The following is a 19,637-nucleotide window of genomic DNA, read 5'->3' as shown; positions in this document are numbered from 1 at the left end:
ATGTCGCGCCTGCCTCTGCCGCCTTCGCTCTATGTCGACACCGCCGTCGCGCCGGTGGCAACGCCGCCGCTCGACGTCGACAGGAGTGTCTCCGTCGCGATCGTCGGCGGCGGTTACACCGGGCTTTCGACCGCGCTGCACCTGGCCGAGCAGGGCGTCGAGGCGCTGGTGCTGGAGGCGCAGGAGCCCGGCTGGGGCGCGTCCGGCAACAATGGCGGCCACACCAACCCCGGCTTGAAGCACGATCCCGATCAGATCGAGGCGGATTTCGGCGCAGAGCTCGGCCGCCGCATGATCGAGTTTGCCTACGGCACCACCAACTTCACCCATGATCTGATCCGCCGTTACCAGATCCCGTGCGAGGCGCGGCAGAACGGCACGCTGCGCGCGGCCTACAACGAGGCGAGCGCCGCCGCGATCGAGAAGACCGCGCAGCAATGCATCCGCCGCGGCATGCCGGTGACGTATCTGAACCGCGAGCAGCTCCGCGCGATGACCGGCACCGACCGCTACATCGGCGCCATGCTGGACGCGCGCGGCGGCGATCTGCATCCGCTGAGCTACGCGCGTGGTCTTGCGCGCGCCGCGATCTCGGCCGGAGCGAAGGTGCATGGCGAGACGCCGGCGCTGTCGCTGCGCCGCGAGGGCAGTCGCTGGCGGATCGAGACGCCGCGGGCAATCGTGCATGCCGACAAGGTCCTGCTCGCCACCAACGGTTTCACCGGGGATCTCTGGCCGGCGCTCCGCCGCACCATCGTGCCGGTGTTCTCCTCGATCGCCGCCACCGCGCCGCTCTCCGATGCTGTGGCTCGCTCGATCATGCCGACGCGGCCGGTGCTCTACGAGAGTGGCCACATCACGGTCTATTACCGCATCGATCAGGACAATCGCCTGCTGATGGGCGGCCGCGGCCCGATGCGCTGGATCAAGTCGCCGTACGATGTCGCTTATCTCATGCGGTACGCGGAGAGACTATGGCCGCAGCTCAAGGGCGTGTCCTGGACCCACGGCTGGAACAGCCGGCTCGCCATCACCGCGGATCACTATCCCCATGTGCATGAGCCGGCCGAGAGCGTCCTGATCTCGCTTGGCTGCAACGGCCGCGGCGTTGCGCTCGCGACCGCGATGGGCGCGCAGCTCGCGCGCCGGCTGATCGACGGCGCCAAGGCGGAGATCGACATGCCGATCACGGGCATCAAGCCGATTCCGCTGCACGCGTTCTGGCCGGTGGGTGTGACGACCGCTGTGATCGCAGGCCGGGTGCGGGACCGGCTCGGAATTTAGTGCGCGATCGAAGCTCGGCGTTGCCCCGAAGCAGCTGCGCTCCCTCTCCCGCTTGCGGGAGAGGGTTGGGGAGAGGGTCTCTCCGCAACGAAGAAACCCCTAAGAGGCGAAAGCCCTCACCCGGATCGCATCTTCGATGCGATCCGACCTCTCCCGCAAGCGGGAGAGGTGTAGCGGTGCTCGCGGCTCGACTGATGTCCTTTAGAGTCTCAGCCCTCCGCCACCGCATCGGCCCACGGCTGGAAGATCTCGACCGCGCCGAAATTCGTGTCGCCCTCGCGCATCACTACGCTCGGGCAGGCGAATTTCTGCGGTAGCGTCTGCACGCGGGTCTCTTCATAGTCGAAGCGCGCGGCCAGGGTCTTGCGCACCTCCTCCGGCAGGCGAGCATCGCCGATCACCACCGCGCCTTCGCTGGCGTCGATGCGCGGCTGATGGATGGCGGCGTCGAGATCCATGCCGTAATCCATCGCGAACGACACGAGCTGCAGCACCGACGGCAGGATGCGGCGGCCGCCGGATGCGCCGACCGCGAGGCGATTGCCGCTCTTGGTCTCGGCGATGACGGGCGTGTAGTTGCAGAGGCAGCGCTTGCCGGGCGCGAGCGAGTTGGTGGTGCCCGGCGTCGGATCGAACCACATGATGCCGTTGTTCATGGCGATGCCGGTGTGCGGCGTCACGTATCGCGAGCCGAAGGACGAGAGCAGCGTCTGCGTCACCGCGGCGATGTTGCCGTCGCGGTCGACCACGGAGAAATGCGTGGTGCAGGCCGGCGCCAGATATTCGGCGCCGAGCGAGCGTTTGCCGTCGGCATCGCCCATGTCCTTGAGCCGCTCGCGGAAGGCCGCCTGCAGCGCGAGTGCATATTCGGCATAGGCGGCCGCGTCCGGCGCGCCTGCCGGCGTCAGGCTCTGCTGCAACAGGCGCAGCGCGTGCGCCATGGTGGGCCCGGCGGTGAGCTCGGGCGTCGCATACACCCTGCCGCCGCGATACGGAATCGCCAGCGGGTCGCGCATATGCGCGCGGAAGGCGGCGAGGTCCTCGACCGACAGCGAGCCGCCGTCAGCCTTGATGTCGGAGGCGATGCTCCGGGCGAGATCGCCGTGGTAGAAGTCGCGCGGCCCGGCCTCGGCGAGATGCGACAGCGTCGCCTTCAGCGTGTCCTGCGGCAGCCGCGTCTCGGCCTTGATGCCCCATGGCGCGCTCGGCGGCAGGCCGTCCTTCAGGAACGCCGCCGCGCTGGCGGGATAGCGCCTGAGATCGGCGGCCGAGCCCGAGATCGTCACCGTGGTCCACCAATCGACCAGCAGGCCTTCGCCGGCGAGCCTGGCTGCCGGCGCCACCAGATCCTTCCACGGCATCTTGGCGTAGCGGCGATGCGCCTCCTCCATCCCGGCGACGACGCCGGGCACCGCGATCGAACCGGGACCGTGGATGTTGCGATCGTCCTTCACCCGCGGCCAGGGGAAGAGATCGGACGCAGCGCCTTCGCCGCTGAGCGGATAGTCGGCGACGCGCAGGCTCTGCGGCGCGCACATGCCGTAATCGATCACCTCGTAGCGATTTTCCTTGGCGCGGAAGAGCACCATCGCACCACCGCCGCCGATGCCGCTGTTCCAGGGCTCGAGCACGTTCAGCGCCATGGTCGTGGCCACGACCGCGTCCACGCAGTCGCCGCCTGCCGCCAGCACCTCTGCCCCAACTTCGGCCGCCCGCCGCGATTGCGAGGCGACGATGCCGCCCTTGGACGTGACGGCGGGTTTGCGGACGGTTTGGTTGAGGCTGAACTGATGAGGCATGATGTCGTCTTGTTGTTCTGGGCTGGCGTGGCTGCGCTGACTTGCTCCGCGATTGGCGAAGCCCGCGGACAATGGCACATTGCGGCCAACGAGAACATCCAAAGGGAGGCGCGACATGGCTGGTGTGAAACGGGCGCGGGATGGCGCCGTCGGAATCCTGACGCTCGACGAGCCGGCGAGCCTGAATGCGATGACGCCGGACCTGCTCGGCGCGCTCGCCGCCGCCATCGGCGAGATGTCGCAGGACGAGACTATTCGAGCCCTGGTCCTGACCGGCGCGGGACGTGGCTTCTGCTCGGGACAGAACCTGAAGGCGTCGGAAGCACTCGGCGAAGATATCGCGGCCGGCGTCATGCGCTTCTACTGGCCGGCCTTCAAGGCCTTGCGCGAGTGCCGCGTGCCCGTTGTCGTCGCCGTGAACGGGGTGGCGGCCGGCGGCGGCTTCAGCCTCGCCATGGCCGGCGACATCATCGTCGCGGCGCGGTCGGCCAGCTTCATCCAGGTGTTCAGCCGCATCGCGCTGGTGCCGGATCTCGGCTCGACCTGGCTGCTGCCCCGGTTGATCGGCCGGCAGCGCGCGCTCGAGCTGATGCTGCTGAACGAGCCGCTGACGGCAGAGCGTGCCCAGGAGATCGGCTTGGTGCGGCAGGTCGTCGACGACGCGAAGCTGATGGACGAGGCGCTTGCTTTGGCACGCCGGCTCGCCGAGGGCCCGACGCGCGCTTTGGTCGCAACCCGCCTGCTGGTCGAGGAGAGCGAGCATGCGCCCTACGAGGCGCAATTCCGCCGCGAGATCGAGCTTCAGGCCGAGATCCGCAAGAGCGCGGATGCGCTCGAAGGCCGCAATGCCTTCGTCGAGAAGCGCAAGGCGAAGTTCACGGGGAAGTAGGGGAAAGGCACGCTTCTCCGGCCATGGCGAAGGGAGACGGAGACTAGCGTGGAAGCGGCGGAGACCGCAGCGTCAGAGCCCGCGGTTCAGCCGGCTGGCCTGATACTTGGCGCGCCATTTCGGGCCGGGCCCGCGCATATAATGGAGCTCGGGGCGGTAGGGGTCGCCGGCGACCCTGACCAGCGTCTGCCATTTGGCGACGACGAAGCTCAGGGGCTGGCGAAGCAGGCTCAGGGAGGCGATCAGCATGACATCACCTCAATGCGGCTTGCCGAGCATGGCGGTGAAGGGGAGATCGAAAATCTCCTCGCCGTCATCGTCGCTGACATGGATCACCCAGTCGCGCCAGTCTTCGTTGCTCGGCGTCAGGATCATCGACCGCATGATCTGAGAGGCATGGTCGCGCGCCTCGGTGAGATTGGAGACGGCGGCGCCGTAGCGGTCGATCAGCGTGCCCTCGGTATTGGAGCAGTGAAAATAGACCTGGACCATATGCGCCTCCTGGCGGAGCAACTAGGATGGCAAAGCGATACCACCTGAAGCCTTCGCGAAATATTCGGGTCGATTCCGGTGAGGGAATCTACGGAGATTGGTCGTCACGAAGATCGTTACAGGTTTAATCACAGGCGAGTGATGTTGGGCTGGACCGCGTTTCCGCGTCATGGAACAGGTTTTCGGCGGGAAGTCTGGGAGGCCGCCGTGAGCTATTTCACATCTGGGAGGCTGCGCGCATGTGCGTCGGCGCTTGCTGTCGTGCTCGGGCTCATTTCGGTGGCGTCATCGGAGCCGCTCCGCCGCAGCGGCTATGCGATCGGCGCGGATAGCTGCGGCAACGGCGATCTCGCTTTCCCCAGCATCCAGATCGATATGATGGCCGGATTTTGCGCCGGCCTCGTTGCCAGCGAGGAGGATCGCCTCAAGTTTCCGCGGTCGATCGTCCAGGTTCCGGGCCGCGATCTGTTCGTGGTGGCCGACATGGGCGGTTGGGGCCACAGCGACGGACGGCTGCTGCTGCTCGATCCGCGCGCGCCGCAGGGCGGGCGGCTCAAGGAGCTTCTCGCGGGAATCGAATATCCGTTCGGCCTCGCGATCGGTCCGGACAAGAAGCTCTACGCCTCGACCGCTGATGCGATCTTCCGGTTCGATCCGCTCGCCGACAATCCGCGCGGCACGGTCGAAACCATCATCCGTCACATGCCCGGCCGCCGGATCAAATTGCCCGGCGGCACCAGGCTCGAGGAGAGCGCGCATCCGCTCAAGCAGTTCGTCTTCGACAGGAACGGGCGGCTGTTCGTCAATGTCGGCTCGCACAGCGACGACTGCATCACACCGGCTCCGATCACAAGACCTTGCGCGGCGGCCGAGGGCGCTGCGGCCCTGGCCTCGATCTGGCTGTTCGCGCCGCCCGCGGGCGGCGTCTTCCCGGCGCTGAATCCCGGCGATCCCGATCCGCCGCACACGGTCTATGCGCGCGGCCTGCGCAACTCGATGGCGCTGGCGCTGCATCCGAATTTCCCCGATGCCGGCTACGCCTTCCTGCAGGGCGAGAACAGCCGCGACCTGCCCGATATCTTCAAGCCGAACGAGGAGATCAACGCGATTGTGCAGGGCGGGCATTATGGCTGGCCCTATTGCTACGACCTGTCGACGCCGAGTCCCGAATTCAGAAGCGTGCTGCAATCCGGACTCTACAAATCGTTTTGCACGGCAGGCGCGCTCTACAAGCCGCCGCTCACGCTGCTGCCGCCGCACGGTGCGCCGCTCGCGATGCTGTATTATCGCGGCGTCAAATTCCCGGAGCTGGAAGGCAAGCTGCTGGTCGGCCTGCACGGCTATCGCCCGACCGGCAGCCGCGTTCTCGTCTACGACGTCGACGATCACGGTTTCCCCAGGCCGAGCCCGGCACCGGTGCGCTATCACGTCAGTTGTGCGGCCGAGCCGACGCGCAGCTTCCAGACCGAGGCCGGCGACGTCGCCGCCGCGCCGTTTGGCGAGCTGATCGCGGGCTGGCACCGCGTCAACGGCGCGCGGCCGCAAGGCGCGCCGGTCGGCATGACGGTGGCGGAGGACGGCGCGATCTGGCTGGTCGAGGACAAGAACCGCAGCGTGATCCGCATCGACCGTGCCGCGGGCGATCCGCCGCCACCGCTGCCGTGCGACACGCGCAGCGAGGCGATGATCGACCAGCTTGCGGCCTTCGTCGCCCGGGACGCACAGAACAGCGCCCGGCTGAGCACGCTGCGCAAAGGCCTCGTCGAGCGGCACTGTGTCGGCTGTCATTCGGATTTCGGCTTGAAGCCGGGTCAATCGGAGGCGGAGAAGGACGGCGCTGTGCTCCGCTTCATGCTGGCGCAGGACGGCTGGATCTATCCGGGCGACCCCGCTTCCGGCAGGCTGCGCACGCGCCTGCGCGGCATCGGCGCGGAGAAGCTGATGCCGCCGGGCGGCGAGAGCCTCCCGAAGACCGAGCCCGGCTATGGGCGCCTGCTCGACACCATGGACCTGCTCGTTGCGAAAATGGTTCCGGGCACGCGGATGCGGATCAAGCCCGGCCCGCCGCAGCGCAAGTTCTTGGGCAAGACCGGCAAGGAATGCGGCGAAATACCGGCTGGGAAGGTCGTTATCGTGACACAAAGCAGCGCTGTAGACAAACCCGGCTTCAGCCGATTCTTCAGGCCGGCCGATCCTTACCTGAACGGCGAGTGCACCGACGGCGATGGCTATTACATCCGGCAGGAATTTCTGGTGCCTGTGCAGTAGCGTCCTCCTCGCCGTTGCGACGGCTTCCGCGCAAGCGGAGACGAAGCTGTTCGAAAGCGCGCAGCTGACGCCCGCCGGCGAATACACCTTCGGCATCGAGGGCCCCGCGGCGGACCTCGACGGCAATCTGTTCGTGGTCAATCTCGGCAAGCCCGGCACCATCGGCAGGCTGCCTGCGGGCGGTGCGGCGTCGGAGCCGTTCACGGCACTGCCCGAGGGCAGCGTCGGCAACGCCATCCGCTTCGATCGCAGCGGCACCATGTTCATCGCCGATTACAAGAAGCACAACATCTTCGCGATTCCGAAGGGGACGACTGCGCCCGCCGTCTGGTTTCACTCCGACGAGATGAACCAGCCCAACGACATCACGATCGCCCGCGACGGCACGATCTATGCGAGCGATCCGAACTGGAAGGGCAGGGAGGGTCACATCTGGCGGATCGCGAGAGCCGCCGACGGTACGGTGCAGGGACAGCCGATGACGGCACCGCGCGCGATGGGCACCACCAACGGCATCGATCTCAGCCCCGACGGCAAGACGCTCTATGTCGGCGAATCCAGCAACGGCCAGATCTGGTCCTATGCCATCAACGGCACCGAGCTGACGGCGGCAAAGCTGATCAAGACATTCCAGCCCGACACCGTCGACGGCTTGCGCACCGACATTGCCGGCCGTCTCTATGTCGCCCGCATCCTCAAGGGCACGGTCGCGCTGCTGAAGCCCAATGGCGCGGTCGAGCGCGAGATCGCACTCAAGGCCAAGGAGCCGACCAACATCGCCTTCGGTGGCAGCGACGGCAAGACCGTCTTCGTCACCCAGCGTCAGGGCGGTTTCATCGAGTCCTTCCGCACCGACCAGGAGGGCCGCGAGCACTGCCTGCAGCGCGGGCGCTGCTGAGAGCAATGGCTTTGGGTTGAAACGGTCGTCGCGGGGGTGGCTCACCTCTCCCGCTTGCGGGAGAGGTCACGCCGTAAGCGTGGTTGAGGGCTCTCTCCTCTCGGGGATTGTCCCATTGCGGAAACACCCTCTCCCCAACCCTCTCCCGCAAGCGGGAGAGGGAGTGCACCTCGCTCGTTGCAACGATCAGCTTCACGCGACAGGTTTGCGGCATTCTTCTTGCTTGCATCCTGCGGCCGCAGCGATCAAGACATCTGTGGCATCTTCAAAGCGACCACGGAGTGTTTGAGTGAAAGCCGTCCATACCGAACTGCACCGCAGCCACGATCCGCAATTCTTCCTGGTTCGCGGCGTCGTCAAGCGCACCACCGAGCAGCCGGAGCGCGCCGACCGCCTGCTCAAGGGGTTGAAGGACGGCAAGCACCAGCTGGTCGAGCCGACCATTTTCGGGCAGGGGCCTCGTGCGCGCATTCACAGCCCGGAATATCTGTCGTTCCTGAGCGAAGCCTGGGACGCCTGGATCGCGCTCGGCGATTCCGGTCCGGAGATGATCGGCAACATCCACCCGGTGCGGCATGCCGCGACCTATCCGACCCATATCGTCGGCAAGCTCGGCTGGCACACCGCCGACACGGCGGCGCCGATCGGTCCGGGCACCTGGGCCGCGGCCTGTGCCGCAACCGACGTGGCGGTCACCGCCGCGCAGATGGTGATGGACGGCGAGGACGCGGTCTATGCGCTGTGCCGTCCGCCCGGTCACCACGCCTATCGCGACATGGCCGGCGGCTTCTGCTTCCTCAACAACAGCGCGATTGCCGCGGCCCATCTGCGGCAGAAGCACGAACGCGTCGTCATCCTCGACGTCGACGTCCATCACGGCAACGGCACTCAAGGCATCTTCTACGCGCGGCCGGACGTCTACACGGTGTCGATCCACGCCGACCCCATCGCGTACTATCCCTATGTGTGGGGCTATGCGCACGAGCGGGGCGAAGGTCCGGGCCTCGGCACCAATCTCAACATTCCCCTGGCGATCGGCACCGGCGACGACGGCTACATGCAGGCGATGGAGGTCGCAGGCAAGGCGATCGAATCCTTCGCCCCCGGCGCGCTCGTCATCGCGCTCGGTCTCGATGCCTCCGAACACGATCCGCTGAGGGGACTGGCCGTCACCACGCCGGGCTTCCGCCGCATCGGCCAGGCCATCGCCAGGATGGGCCTGCCGACCGTGTTCGTCCAGGAGGGCGGTTATCTCTCGGATATTCTGGGTGCGAACCTGACTTCGGTGCTGGCCGGGTTCGAAGAGGTGAGGTGAGATCTCTTCACCTCGTCGGGTCGGTCGTCATGTCCGGGGCTTGTCCCGGGCACGCGCCGCCGCGAGGGACGAGCGCTTAGCTCGCTTCAGCTCGAGACCTGCGCTTTGTTTCGCTTTACCTTGATTCGAATCGTGAGTTTCTCTGGTCTCGTCAGGCGGCTATGAGTGCGGCCTGATGGCCATTTGAGCGCGCTCCATGCATTCCGTTGCCCTGCTGACTGCCAGCTACGCCAAGGATATCGAACGCTTTTCGCTGCTAAGCGAGAGCATCGACACCTGGCTGACGGGATACACGCGGCATTATGTTCTCGTTAACGATGAGGATTTGCCGCTGTTCGCGCGCTTCGCGTCCGACAAGCGGGTCATCGTTCCGGCCTCGCGCTACCTGCCGAAATGGCTGTTCGCCCTGCCGCCGGCGCTTCAGTTCATCAGCAAGCGGCGGGTCTGGCTGTCGCTGCTGTCGTCGCCGGTGCACGGCTGGCACATCCAGCAGATCCTGAAGATCGCCGGCGTTCTCAACGCGCCCGAGCAGCGCGTCTGCATCCTGGATTCGGACAATCTGTTCTTCCGCGAATTCGACGTTGGTCGATATGCCGGCGCTGAGAAGACGCCGCTGTTCGTCACGCCGAAGGACATCGGCGCCGACCACCCGCTGCATGGGCTGTGGCTGCGGACCGTCGATCAGCTCCTCGGCATCAAGGACCGCTCGTTTCCCGCCGACGATTATGTCGGCAATGCCCTGGTCTGGGACAAGGACACCGCGCGCGCGATGACCGCCGCCATCAAATCGGCGACCGGGCTGAACTGGGTCCTGGCGCTGTGCCGGAAGAAGAAGTTCTCGGAATACCTGATGTACGGCCATTTCGTCGCGAATTCGCCCGCGCATCTGGCCACCCACAGGGTCACGGAAGACAGCATCGCGGTCTCGCATTGGGACGACACGCCGCTCGACCGTCCCGCCATCGAAGCGATGATGCGCGCCGCGTCGCCCGAGCAGGTCGCGCTCTGCATCCAGTCCTATTCCTCGACCTCGGTCGACGACATCCGCGAGGTGTTCCGCCTCTCGTCGCGCGATCGCCGGGCTCCGGGCCTTGCACCCGACCACATCGACGAGGCGGCCGCCTTCGTCGCGCCGAAGACGCGCTGAGATCACGGCCGCCAAGCCGTTGAACTCGGCTTACCTCTCCCGAAGGGAGAGGTCGGATCGCATCGGAGATGCGATCCGGGTGAGGGGTTACAGTGTCACCAAATCCTGCGGCCCCTCACCCGGATTGCTTTGCAATCCGACCTCTCCCCAACGGGGAGAGGTGATCCTCAGGCATCTTTCGTGAACTTGCTGATCACGTCCAGGAACGGCTTCGGCTTGAACTCGCCGTCGAGCGGCAGCGGGCGGTTCGGCTGCTTGTCGGCACGGGCGAAGGTGCCGTTGATCCAGCTGTAGCGATCCGAAAGTCCCCAGGTCAGGATCGAGCGCACCGGGCCGCTGGTCGAGATCGCGGTGAGGAGATCGTCGACGCGCTTGGCAACGATGGCGTCGCGCTGCGCAGGACTTCCCGCCAGCTTCTGGTCGTCGACGTCGAGCTCGGTGACGAGCACATCCAGTCCCCATGAGCGCAGCTCGGTGACGAATTCGGCGAGGCCATGGGTGTCGATCTCGAGCTCGGCATGCAGATGCGCTTGCAGGCCCACGGCGTGCAGCGGCACGCCGCGGTCGAGCAGGTCCATGATGAGATTGCGATAGGCGGCGCGCTTGGCGATGAACGAGTCCTTCGCCGACTCGATGTCGTATTCGTTGATCGCGAGCTTGACCGATGGATCGGCCGCGGCGGCGGTGCGGAAGGCCAGCGGAATCCAGCTCTGGCCCAGATGCTGCGTCCAGAACGTGTCGCGCCGGTCCTTCGGACTGCGGGGGTTGTCCGGGATCGGCTCGTTGACGACGTCCCACGACGTCAGCTTGTCCTTGTAGTAGGAGACGACGGTGCCGATGTGATCGACATAGGCGCGTTCGACGCCGCGTGTGTCCTTGATCTGCTTGGTCCAGTCCGGAATGTCGTGATACCAGGCGAGCGCGTGACCGCGCATCGTCAGGTCGTTGTCGCGCGCGAAATCCAGGATCGCGTCGGCGCGCTCGAAATTGAACGTGTGGGCGTTCGGCCGCAGCATCGGCCATTTCAGCTCCAGCACCGGCACCACTTGCGTGCAATAGGTGCTGATGGCTTCGCCGAGCCTGGGATCGGCCTGCAGGTCCCAGAGCGTGGCGGCCGCGCCAAAGCCGGGGCGGCGCTGCGCAAGCTTCGACGCCGGGGCCGCGGATGCCGTTGCTCCCGCCGCCAGGGCTGCGGCGCCGCCGAGGAGGAATTCGCGTCTGTCGAGCCTGGTCACGGCGGTCCTTTTCGAGCCAACGCAGCATCGTACCAAGCGGGGAGCTGCGACGCCGGGATTTTGCCGTGTTGGGTTAACCCCTGCGGTTTGCCGGCCATGGCCGCGCATGACCGAGCCTCGGCGTTCCGGGAAGGCCAAATTTAACGCTAACGCGCGAAAGCGGCTTCTAGGCTTCATTTGCCGCCCGATCTGCGCACTTATGTGACAATCTTGAGCGATGTTGCGGCGCAGTTCGTTCGCCTCGCCAAGGTCCCATTGATGAACGGCCGCCACACTCGCAAGACCGCCCACGGTCCCGTGCTCGCATGCTGAACCGCCATTTCTCGATTTATCTCGTCGCCTACATCCTGCCCGCGGCGGTGGGCTTCTTCGCCGTCACCGCCTATACGCGGCTGCTCAGCCCGGCGGAGTACGGCGTCTATGTCGTCGGCATCAGCCTCGCCGGCATTTTGGGCGCGATCTTCTTCGCCTGGATCAAGCTGTCGGTGTCGCGCTATCAGGCGATGTCGGCGGAGGTGGATTTTCGCGGCACGGCGATGGTGGCCTTTGCCCTCACCGCGGCCGTGCTCTGCGCCACGACCCCCTTGGTCTTCCTGGCTCGTAGCGACGTCAGCGTCGAGCTGCTGCTGGCCAGCATGTTCGTTGCGATCATGGCCAATGCCGTCGATGTCGGTCAGGAGTTCGAACGCGCCAAATTGCGTCCCTACCGGTTTGCCGCGATCTCGATCGTGCGCAGCGTGTCGAGCGTCGGGTTCGGCCTGCTCGCCATCTGGCTCGGCTGGGGCGGACTGGGGCTGCTGGCCGCGTTCGGCCTGGGCTCGCTGACCGGGATCATCCTGAACCTTGTCGGCGACCGCACCAGGATCGCACGCTTCCAGCGCAGCCAGTTCATGCAACTGGCGCGCTACGGCCTGCCGCTGACGCTGGCCGGATTGTCGGTCGCGGTCTATTCGGCCTGCGACCGGCTTATCGTCGCCTATCTGCTCGGCAAGGATGCCGCCGGCATCTTCGGCGTCGCGGCCGACCTGCCGCGCCAGTTCATGGTCATGATCGCATCCAGCGTTGCCGCTGCCACCGTGCCGCTGGTGTTCCGGTCCTTGTCCGAGAATAACAAGCAGGCGACGCGGGAGCGCTTGACCGAGAGCCTCGAGCTCCTGCTCGTCGTGGTCACGCCGGTTGCGGTCTGGCTCGCGCTTGCCGCGGACCAGGTTGCCGGCACGCTCGTAGGCGTCGACTTCCGTGCCGGCGTGTCGGCCCTGCTGCCGACCCTGGTGCTCGCCCGCTTGTTCGGGATCGCCAATCAGTTTTACGTGCAGATCAGCTTCCAGCTCGCCGAGCGGCCCTTCATGTTGGCGGCGCAGTCCTTCCTCACCCTGGTCGTCAGCGTGGTGCTGATGGTCGTGCTGGTCGCCGGCTACGGCATCTACGGCGCGGCGCTGGCGACGCTCGCGACCGAGGCGATCGGTTTGCTCGTCGCAATCGCCCTGATGCATCGCGCTCATCCCGTGCCATTCGATTTCAACCGGCTCGCCGGGGTCGCGGTTTCGGCCGCGGCGATGGCCGCCGCCATCCTCGTTGCGCGTTCTCAGGCCGGCGGCACCGGCCTCATCGCGCTCATCATCGTCAGTCTGGCAGGCGGCCTCGCTTATGCCCTCGCGGCCTGGCTCCTCAACGTCGCCAATGTCCGGACGCTGTCGCTGCGGTTCCTGCGGAGCTTCAACCGCAGGGCTCTCGGCGTCTGACGGGCGACCTCGCTCGCGGGCAGAGCGGACATTCTGCCGCACTGACTGGTGCCAGCTTCGGACCAGCCCGGCTGCAACCGACCTTCCGCCGGCTCGGGCCATCGTATATGAGGGATTTGTTGCCGGGCCGTGCCGAATATCGCCACAGACGGAACGTAAGCCGGCTGCGATTTCTTAATTCAGTGATCGCATTCTGATACATGATCGGCACAGGCCGGCATTTTCGACCGAGGATGGCATGAACAACCGACTGACCACGGCGCGATCCACCTGGGCCATGCGGTGTTGGGGCCTTCCCGGAATTGTGACGATGGCGGCGGTGGCCGTCCTTGCGACGGTCGCGCCGGCGAATGCGGCCAAGCAGGCGCGTCAGGCGGCCGAGGCGGTGGCGCCGCGGCAGGCCGGCGACCCGATCATGGCGATCGTCTCGATCAAGAGCCAGCAGGTCACTTTCTACGATGCCGACGGCTGGATCGTGCGCGCGCCGGTGTCGACCGGCACGACGGGACGCGAGACGCCGGCCGGCGTCTTCGCCATCCTGGAGAAGAACCGGGAGCATCGCTCGAGCCTGTATGACGATGCCTGGATGCCGCATATGCAGCGCATCACCTGGAACGGGATCGCGCTGCATGGCGGACCGCTGCCCGGCTATGCCGCCTCGCACGGCTGCGTGCGGATGCCGTTCGGCTTTGCCGAGAATGTGTTCGACAAGACCTATATCGGCATGCGCGTGATCGTCTCACCGCACGACACGGTCCCGACCGAGATCTCTCATCCCTCGCTGTTCGTGCCGAAACCGGAAGCCATCGCGGCAGCGCCCCGCCAGGCCGACAAGCTCGCCGTCGAGGCGGAGGAGGCGACAAGGGCTGCGGACGAGTCCAAGAAGGCTGCTTCTGTCGCCGCGAAGGAGGCAGCCTCACTCCCCGCCGCGCTGCGCAAGCTGGAACAGCAGAAAGCCCGCGCGGATGCCGAGCTCGCCTTCGCCGACAAGACGCTCGCGAACGCCAGGAACGATCAGGCCCGCGCCAAGGCCGAGGAGCTGACGCAGAAGGCGGCAGCCAAGGCCGCCGACGCGGCGACGCAGCTCGATGCCGCCAAGGCCGCCGCGCAGCCGAAGCGCGATGCCGTGGCCGCGACGAAGGAGGCCGCCAAGGCCGCTGCGGCCAGAAAGGCTGAAGCCGTCAAGGCCGCGACCGACGCGAAGCTCGCAAGCGAGCCGGTCTCGGTCTATATCAGCCGCGCCACGCAGAAGCTCTACGTGCGGCGAAACACGCACAAGCCGGCGCCCGACGGCGGCGGCGAGGTCTTCGACACCAGCATCGAGGTGCCCGTCACGATCCGCAACCCCGAGCAGCCGATCGGCACGCACATCTTCACGGCGATGGCGAAGACCGATGCGGGCCTGCGCTGGAGCGTGGTCACGATCGAGAACGGCGACGAGGCCCGCAACGCGCTCGACCGCATCACCATCCCGCAGGACGTGTGGGATCGCATCGGGCCGACCGCCTTGCCGCGCTCCTCGATCGTCATCTCGGACGAGCCGCTGAGCAGCGAGACCAATTACCGCACCGAATTCGTCGCGGTGCTGAGCAACGAGCCGCAGGGCGGCTTTATCACCCGCAAGCCGACTGCGCCTGCCATGATCGCGAGCGACGACGGCTGGGACAACGGCTTCGGCTTCTTCTTCCAGCAGCGCGATCCCTACGTCCAGCAAGGCAATCCGCGCCGCCGCAGCCAGTATCAGTACTATCAGCCGGCGCAGCCGATGCAGCGCGGCTTTTGGTAGGAAAGCCGGGCTTGCCTGCGGCGCAGGCTTATGGCCGCGCCGTGATCACCAGGGCCTGGATCTTGGCTTCGACCGGTCCGGAGCCATGGCGCGCGCGAATCGCAGCGGCGACAGCGTCCGTCGCGGCCTGAAGATCGCCGCCGCTTCTCGCCTCGATTTCGCCGCGCAGCGGCGTCCCCTGGCAATAGGCGAACGCCACGAGGTCGGGCGACGGGGCGCGGCTGGTGGCTGCCAGCGTTTCGATCGAGACGTTGTCGAAACCGGCGCGTGCGAGATCGGCCCGTATGATCGCCTGGTCGAAATAGCCGTGCGGTGTCCGCATCATGAAGCGGGGCGGATCGTCGGGAAACAGCTTGCCCAGGGCGGTCGTTGCGTCGTCGGCGAACACGTTCTCCTCGATGCGGTCCCAGACATTGAAGAGAAACGTGCCGCCTGGCTTCAGGACGCGCTTGGCTTCCGAATAGCCTTTGACGCGGTCCGGAAAGAACATGGCGCCGAACTGGCAGCAGACCACGTCGAACTCGGCGTCGCCGAACGGAAGCGCCAACGCATCCGCCTGGCGCCAGGAGATGCGATCATCGCCGGCCTGGCGCTGCGCCGCGACCGCGAGCATCGGCTCGTTGAGGTCGGTCGCAACGTAGCGGGTGCGGCCCGGCAACGCCGCCGCCACGGCGCGCGTCACGGCGCCGGTGCCGGCCGCGATCTCGAGCAGCGCGGAGGGCGAGAGCGCAGCGACGCGTCTTGCGATGTCGTCGGCGTAACCGGCGAAGATCATCGGGACGAGATGCTCATCGTAGAGCTTTGGGATGGAGCCGGCAAAAACCTTGTCAGTGTCGGACATGCCTGCCTCGCTGAAGGTTCGGACGTCAGGTCCAACCTTACCATGGATGCGCCGGCAAGGATGTGAAATAGACCGGCTCAACACAGCGTTGCGCTCTCAGCGAACATCGGCGAAGTAGGTCATCGCGCCTTACGATTTTGCGCCGCCGACCTCGCGGATCGGCCGCGTGCCGTCCCAGTTCAGCGCGGCCTGCCGGACCTTCTCGAAGAACGGGCCCTTGGTGCCGCTGATGTCCGAAATCTCGATCACCGTGCCCGGATGGGCCTGGGTGTCGAAATAGGCAAAGCGTCCCTTGTCGCCACCGATCTGGCCCTCATGGCCGATCCTGTAGCCAAGCCCGAGCGCCCTGTCGTAGAGCGCCTGGTAATCGTGGCTCCAGTACGACATGTGTTGGAGCCCTTCGTGGCCGGCGTCCAGGAATTCCCTGTACATCGAGGGCGCGTCGTTGCGCTGCTGGATCAGCTCGATCTGGAGCTCGCCCGAATTGGCGAGCGCAATGCTCATCTCGACGGCAGAGTCCTGGCCGCGATGGCGGAACCAGTCGGTCTTGACGCGGCCCATGTAGTACCAGGGACCGACGCCCATCACCTCGATCCAGTGCTTCATCGCGGCATGGATGTCACGCACCACATATCCGTTCTGGCGCACCGCGCCGAAGATGCGGCTCATGTCCGCGCTCCCAGTCTCAACATGATCACTTGACCTCGATGCCGGCGTCCTTGGCGACCTGCTTCCAGGCTGCGATGTCGCGGGCGTTGATGTCGCGCTGCTCCTCGCCGGGCACGAATTGCGGCGTGATGCCGAGCGCAAGCAGCTTCCCCTTCACAACATCATCGCCGAGCGCCTCCTTCAGCGCCGCCGATAATTTCCCTGCGATCGGCGGAGCAAGGCCTGCGGGCGCATACATCGCCCAGGACAGATTACGGTCGAACGGCACGCCCTGTTCCTTGTAGCTGGCGACGTCAGGCAGGCTCGGCGAACGCTCGCCGCAGGCGGCCAGCGCCTTGATCGAGCCGTCCTTCACCAGCGGCGTCGCGGTCGCGACGTCGAGCGTCGCCAGCGAGATGTGGCCGCCGAGCAGGTCGCCGGCCAGCTTCGCGATGCCGTTGAACGGCACGTGATCCATCTTGATGCCGGTCTGCTGCATCAGGATTTCGGCACAGAACTGCCCGGTCGAGCCAACGCCCCAGCTGCCGTACTGGACCGGCTCGCCCTTCTTGGCCAGCGCGACCAGGCCCTTGATGTCATTGGCGGCAAAATTCCTGGTCGCGACCAGCATGATCGAGGAGGTGCCGACGCGGCCGATGGTGGTGAAATCCTTGATCGGATCGTACGGCAGTTTCGGATAGATCGCCGGCGCCAGCACATGCGTGGTCATGCCGCCGACGGTGATGGTGTAGCCGTCGTTTGCAGATTTCGCGACCATCTGCGTGCCGAGCGTGCCGGCCGCGCCCGTGTGGTTCTCGATATAGATGCTCTGTCCGAGCGCCTTGCCCATCCTGTCCGCAAGCAGCCGGCCGACCACGTCGCCGCCGCCGCCGGCCGCATAGGGCAGCAGCATCTTGATCTTGTGGGTGGGGTAGACGGCCGGATCCTCGGCGTATGCGGGCAACGCCGCAGGCAGGATCAGCAGCAATGATGCGACGATGCGAAGCGCTGCGGTTGATTGTGCGGGCAATAGGCGAGCGTGGCTTGCCATGGCTTTCTTCCCCCAATTGCTCTCCGCTTATCGAGCGGAGTTGAATGTCTCGATCGTGCACGGCGCTTGCTGCGTCGTGCCGGTGATCGCTGAATGAAAAACGAACGATCGTTCGTACGGTTGACTAGCGAACGAGCGTTCGTTAGTCAAGTATCATGGCTGTCCACACCTCCAGCGCGGCAGAAGCGGCCGCGCCTACGACGCGCGAGCGCATCCTCACCGAAGCGCTCAACCTGTTCGCGCAGAGCGGCTATGGCGGCGCTTCGATGCGCGAGCTCGCGCGCCGCGTCGGCATCCGCGAGAGCAGCCTCTACAACCATTTCCCCGGCAAGGCCGCCATCCTCGAGGCGATCGTGGCCGAGCACGGTCCCGCAAGCTCCGCGAGCCGGCTGGAGGAGCCGCGCTACAAGCAGCTCGCGCGCCAGCCTGCCGCGTTCTGCCGCCGGTTCGCGCTCGACCTGGTCGAGCAATGGTCGGACCCGCGCGAGCACCAGTTCCAGAAGGTCATCACCGCCGAGCGCAACCGCGTCCCCGGCATCCGCGCCAAATTCGCCGATCACTTCTATGCGCGCGAAGAGAGCCTGATGACGGCCTATTTTCGCGGCTTCGCGCTGGCCGGCCTGGTGTCGACGCCGGATCCGCGTGAGACCGCGCGGCTGTTCGCGGCAGGCCTGATCTACATCCGTCTCGAGCATTACGTGATGGGCGCAGCCCCTTCGCCGCGGGCGAAGGTGCTCGAGGCGATCGACCGCTATCTGGATTTCTTCCTGTCGCTGATCGCGGCAGGGAACGGTGCCGACAACAAGAAGCGAAAGCCCAAGGGAGAGAACCGTGGCAAGGCTGCCTCTGATTGATCCTGAGACGACGAGCGGCGACATCCGCGCCTCGTTCGATCGCATGCCGGTCAAGCTCAACATCTTCCGCATGATGGCCCATGCCGAGGCCAACATGATTCCGGCGATGCGGCTCGGTAATTCGATCCTGCACAAGCAGAAGCTCTCGTCCGTCAACCGCGAGCTTCTGATCCTCCAGGCCGCCCAGCTCGAGGGCGGTGCCTACGAATGGCGCCAGCACGTGCCGATCGCGCTCGGCGTCGGATGCACGCAGGCCCAGGTCGATGCGGTGGAGCGCGGCGACTACGATGCTGCCGCGCTGAATGAGGCGGAACGCGCCTTGCTTAAGTTCGGACGTGAAGTCGTCGAGAACGTCCGTGTGCCCGAGGCGATCTTTGCCGCCGCGCGACAACACTTCAGCGACCAAGAGATCGTGGAGTCCATCGTCGCGCTCGGCTTCTACATGATGATGGCGCGCCTGACTGAAGCGACCGAAACGGATCTCGATCCCGCCGCCGGCATGGCGGTCTATGACGGCGGCAAGAAATAGGGCGGCTGAGGATGGCGGAGACCGAGAGCAAGCCGGAGCGCTTTGTCCGTCCGCCGAGCGCGGAATCGCTGGGCGAAGCGCCGGGCAGGGGACGACTGAAAGGCCGCCATATCCTCATCGTCGGCGGCGGCCAGCGCGTGTTCGATGCGGCCACAGATCCGATCGGCAACGGCCGCGCCATGAGCATCCTCTGCGCCCGCGAGGGTGCGAAGGTCGCGGTCGCCGACCTCAATCACGCCTCCGCGCAGAGGACCGTCGAGCGCATCACCGACGAAGGCGGCGAGGCCTTCGCCATTGCCGCCGACGTCACGCGTGAGACCGATGTCATCCGCATGATCGAAGAGGCGCATCGCGCCATGGGCGGCCTCGACGGCATGGTGCTGAACATCGGCACCTTCGGCAAGACCGGCCTCGATAACGTCAGCCCGGAAGAGTGGAACAGGATCTACGACGTCAATGTTCGCGGCCCCATGCTGTGCTGCCGCGCCGGCTTGCCGAAATTCGACGATGGCGGCGCCATCGTCTTCATCTCCTCGATCGCCGCGCTGAAGGCCGGATCGCAAATGGCGGTCTATGATTCATCGAAAGCCGCGCTCGGCGGCCTGATGCGCAACATCGCCCATCTCGGCGCGCGCCGCGGCATTCGCGCCAACCTGGTCTATCCCGGTCTCGTCGATACCCCGAACGGCCGCCAAGCCGGCGCTGGCCGCACCAATCGCGGCAAGGGCCACATCCCATTCGGCCGCCAGGCCACGGCGTGGGAGATCGCCTATGCCGTGCTGTTTTTCCTGTCCGACGAAAGCGTCTATGTCACCGCGCAGACGCTCGCAGTGGATAGCGGCCTGAGTGGGATGTGACT

18 protein-coding genes are annotated in these 19,637 nt (G+C 66.1%); 11 read left to right on the top strand and 7 right to left on the bottom strand.

Going from position 1 to position 19,637, the window contains the following annotated elements:
• Positions 1–1,284 (top strand): FAD-binding oxidoreductase, encoded by a 1,284-nt coding sequence (locus DCM80_RS03725; protein WP_257195816.1) that lies wholly within the window; start codon positions 1–3, stop codon positions 1,282–1,284.
• Between the two features lie 209 nt (positions 1,285–1,493).
• Here DCM80_RS03725 and DCM80_RS03720 read toward each other — a convergent pair whose 3' ends face one another.
• Positions 1,494–3,083: a gamma-glutamyltransferase family protein gene (locus DCM80_RS03720; RefSeq protein ID WP_257195815.1), complete on the bottom strand. Its 1,590-nt coding sequence runs from the start codon at positions 3,081–3,083 to the stop codon at positions 1,494–1,496.
• Positions 3,084–3,198: 115 nt separating this feature from the next.
• Here DCM80_RS03720 and DCM80_RS03715 point away from each other — a divergent pair, with 115 nt between their 5' ends.
• Positions 3,199–3,972: an enoyl-CoA hydratase-related protein gene (locus tag DCM80_RS03715; protein WP_257195814.1), complete on the top strand. Its 774-nt coding sequence runs from the start codon at positions 3,199–3,201 to the stop codon at positions 3,970–3,972.
• A 72-nt stretch (positions 3,973–4,044) separates the two neighbouring features.
• Here the strand turns inward: DCM80_RS03715 and DCM80_RS03710 are convergent, their stop codons facing one another.
• Positions 4,045–4,221 carry a hypothetical protein gene (locus DCM80_RS03710; protein ID WP_257195813.1) on the bottom strand — a complete coding sequence of 59 codons (177 nt, stop codon included), beginning with the start codon at positions 4,219–4,221 and terminating at the stop codon, positions 4,045–4,047.
• Positions 4,222–4,230: 9 nt separating this feature from the next.
• Positions 4,231–4,464 carry a hypothetical protein gene (locus DCM80_RS03705; RefSeq protein WP_028134617.1) on the bottom strand — a complete coding sequence of 78 codons (234 nt, stop codon included), beginning with the start codon at positions 4,462–4,464 and terminating at the stop codon, positions 4,231–4,233.
• Between the two features lie 207 nt (positions 4,465–4,671).
• On the opposite strand from DCM80_RS03705, the gene DCM80_RS03700 reads away from it, so the two are divergent.
• The 4 genes from DCM80_RS03700 to DCM80_RS03685 all read left to right on the top strand — a co-directional run bounded on the left by DCM80_RS03700 (position 4,672) and on the right by DCM80_RS03685 (position 10,092).
• On the top strand, positions 4,672–6,732 hold the full coding sequence (locus tag DCM80_RS03700; protein ID WP_257195812.1) for a sorbosone dehydrogenase family protein: 2,061 nt from the start codon (positions 4,672–4,674) through the stop codon (positions 6,730–6,732).
• A complete protein-coding gene (locus DCM80_RS03695; protein WP_257195811.1) occupies positions 6,689–7,630 on the top strand; it encodes an SMP-30/gluconolactonase/LRE family protein in 942 nt (313 codons plus the stop codon). The genes DCM80_RS03700 and DCM80_RS03695 overlap by 44 nt, the downstream gene beginning before the upstream one ends.
• A gap of 289 nt (positions 7,631–7,919) precedes the next feature.
• On the top strand, positions 7,920–8,945 hold the full coding sequence (locus tag DCM80_RS03690; protein WP_257195810.1) for a histone deacetylase family protein: 1,026 nt from the start codon (positions 7,920–7,922) through the stop codon (positions 8,943–8,945).
• 196 nt (positions 8,946–9,141) lie between these two features.
• Positions 9,142–10,092, top strand: a complete 951-nt coding sequence (locus tag DCM80_RS03685) for a DUF6492 family protein (RefSeq protein ID WP_257195809.1) — start codon at positions 9,142–9,144, stop codon at positions 10,090–10,092.
• Positions 10,093–10,259: 167 nt separating this feature from the next.
• Here DCM80_RS03685 and DCM80_RS03680 read toward each other — a convergent pair whose 3' ends face one another.
• The gene (locus tag DCM80_RS03680) at positions 10,260–11,327 is read right to left on the bottom strand and encodes an endo-1,4-beta-xylanase (RefSeq protein WP_257195808.1); all 1,068 of its coding nucleotides are present in this window, start codon (positions 11,325–11,327) and stop codon (positions 10,260–10,262) included.
• A gap of 305 nt (positions 11,328–11,632) precedes the next feature.
• Here DCM80_RS03680 and DCM80_RS03675 point away from each other — a divergent pair, with 305 nt between their 5' ends.
• Together DCM80_RS03675 and DCM80_RS03670 are read left to right on the top strand one after the other, a co-directional pair.
• Positions 11,633–13,069, top strand: coding sequence for a lipopolysaccharide biosynthesis protein (locus tag DCM80_RS03675; RefSeq protein WP_257195807.1), 1,437 nt, complete (start codon positions 11,633–11,635; stop codon positions 13,067–13,069).
• 238 nt (positions 13,070–13,307) lie between these two features.
• Positions 13,308–14,855: a L,D-transpeptidase gene (locus DCM80_RS03670; RefSeq protein WP_257195806.1), complete on the top strand. Its 1,548-nt coding sequence runs from the start codon at positions 13,308–13,310 to the stop codon at positions 14,853–14,855.
• Positions 14,856–14,883: 28 nt separating this feature from the next.
• Here DCM80_RS03670 and DCM80_RS03665 read toward each other — a convergent pair whose 3' ends face one another.
• The 3 genes from DCM80_RS03665 to DCM80_RS03655 all read right to left on the bottom strand — a co-directional run bounded on the left by DCM80_RS03665 (position 14,884) and on the right by DCM80_RS03655 (position 17,395).
• Complete coding sequence (locus DCM80_RS03665; RefSeq protein WP_257195805.1) at positions 14,884–15,696, bottom strand: class I SAM-dependent methyltransferase; 813 nt, start codon at positions 15,694–15,696, stop codon at positions 14,884–14,886.
• A 129-nt stretch (positions 15,697–15,825) separates the two neighbouring features.
• Positions 15,826–16,365 carry a VOC family protein gene (locus DCM80_RS03660; protein WP_257195804.1) on the bottom strand — a complete coding sequence of 180 codons (540 nt, stop codon included), beginning with the start codon at positions 16,363–16,365 and terminating at the stop codon, positions 15,826–15,828.
• 25 nt (positions 16,366–16,390) lie between these two features.
• Entirely contained in the window at positions 16,391–17,395 is a 1,005-nt protein-coding gene (locus tag DCM80_RS03655; RefSeq protein WP_257195803.1) for a tripartite tricarboxylate transporter substrate binding protein, read from the bottom strand.
• Between the two features lie 155 nt (positions 17,396–17,550).
• Between DCM80_RS03655 and DCM80_RS03650 the strand changes: the two genes are divergently transcribed.
• From DCM80_RS03650 to DCM80_RS03640, 3 genes are read left to right on the top strand one after another with little or no spacing between them, the layout of a single operon-like run.
• Positions 17,551–18,249 carry a TetR/AcrR family transcriptional regulator gene (locus DCM80_RS03650; RefSeq protein WP_257195802.1) on the top strand — a complete coding sequence of 233 codons (699 nt, stop codon included), beginning with the start codon at positions 17,551–17,553 and terminating at the stop codon, positions 18,247–18,249.
• Positions 18,227–18,778, top strand: coding sequence for a carboxymuconolactone decarboxylase family protein (locus DCM80_RS03645; protein ID WP_257195801.1), 552 nt, complete (start codon positions 18,227–18,229; stop codon positions 18,776–18,778). Before DCM80_RS03650 ends, DCM80_RS03645 begins: the two co-directional genes overlap by 23 nt.
• Before the next feature lie 11 nt (positions 18,779–18,789).
• Positions 18,790–19,635: an SDR family NAD(P)-dependent oxidoreductase gene (locus DCM80_RS03640; RefSeq protein ID WP_257195800.1), complete on the top strand. Its 846-nt coding sequence runs from the start codon at positions 18,790–18,792 to the stop codon at positions 19,633–19,635.
• Positions 19,636–19,637: the final 2 nt, after the last annotated feature.

It is taken from the genome of Bradyrhizobium sp. WBOS08, assembly GCF_024585125.1.
Classification (GTDB): Bacteria; Pseudomonadota; Alphaproteobacteria; order Rhizobiales; family Xanthobacteraceae; genus Bradyrhizobium; species Bradyrhizobium japonicum_B.
The sequence above is the reverse complement of the archived record's forward strand: the minus strand, read 5'-3'. Positions and strand labels throughout refer to the sequence as shown.

Coding starts and splice junctions, on each gene's coding strand:
- DCM80_RS03715 (WP_257195814.1), top strand. CDS start 3,199: ATGGCTGGTGTGAAACGGGCGCGGGATGGCGCCGTCGGAATCCTGACG.
- DCM80_RS03720 (WP_257195815.1), bottom strand. CDS start 3,083: ATGCCTCATCAGTTCAGCCTCAACCAAACCGTCCGCAAACCCGCCGTC.
- DCM80_RS03710 (WP_257195813.1), bottom strand. CDS start 4,221: ATGCTGATCGCCTCCCTGAGCCTGCTTCGCCAGCCCCTGAGCTTCGTC.
- DCM80_RS03650 (WP_257195802.1), top strand. CDS start 17,551: ATGGCTGTCCACACCTCCAGCGCGGCAGAAGCGGCCGCGCCTACGACG.
- DCM80_RS03660 (WP_257195804.1), bottom strand. CDS start 16,365: ATGAGCCGCATCTTCGGCGCGGTGCGCCAGAACGGATATGTGGTGCGT.
- DCM80_RS03665 (WP_257195805.1), bottom strand. CDS start 15,696: ATGTCCGACACTGACAAGGTTTTTGCCGGCTCCATCCCAAAGCTCTAC.
- DCM80_RS03675 (WP_257195807.1), top strand. CDS start 11,633: ATGCTGAACCGCCATTTCTCGATTTATCTCGTCGCCTACATCCTGCCC.
- DCM80_RS03725 (WP_257195816.1), top strand. CDS start 1: ATGTCGCGCCTGCCTCTGCCGCCTTCGCTCTATGTCGACACCGCCGTC.
- DCM80_RS03640 (WP_257195800.1), top strand. CDS start 18,790: ATGGCGGAGACCGAGAGCAAGCCGGAGCGCTTTGTCCGTCCGCCGAGC.
- DCM80_RS03655 (WP_257195803.1), bottom strand. CDS start 17,395: ATGGCAAGCCACGCTCGCCTATTGCCCGCACAATCAACCGCAGCGCTT.
- DCM80_RS03695 (WP_257195811.1), top strand. CDS start 6,689: ATGGCTATTACATCCGGCAGGAATTTCTGGTGCCTGTGCAGTAGCGTC.
- DCM80_RS03670 (WP_257195806.1), top strand. CDS start 13,308: ATGAACAACCGACTGACCACGGCGCGATCCACCTGGGCCATGCGGTGT.
- DCM80_RS03685 (WP_257195809.1), top strand. CDS start 9,142: ATGCATTCCGTTGCCCTGCTGACTGCCAGCTACGCCAAGGATATCGAA.
- DCM80_RS03705 (WP_028134617.1), bottom strand. CDS start 4,464: ATGGTCCAGGTCTATTTTCACTGCTCCAATACCGAGGGCACGCTGATC.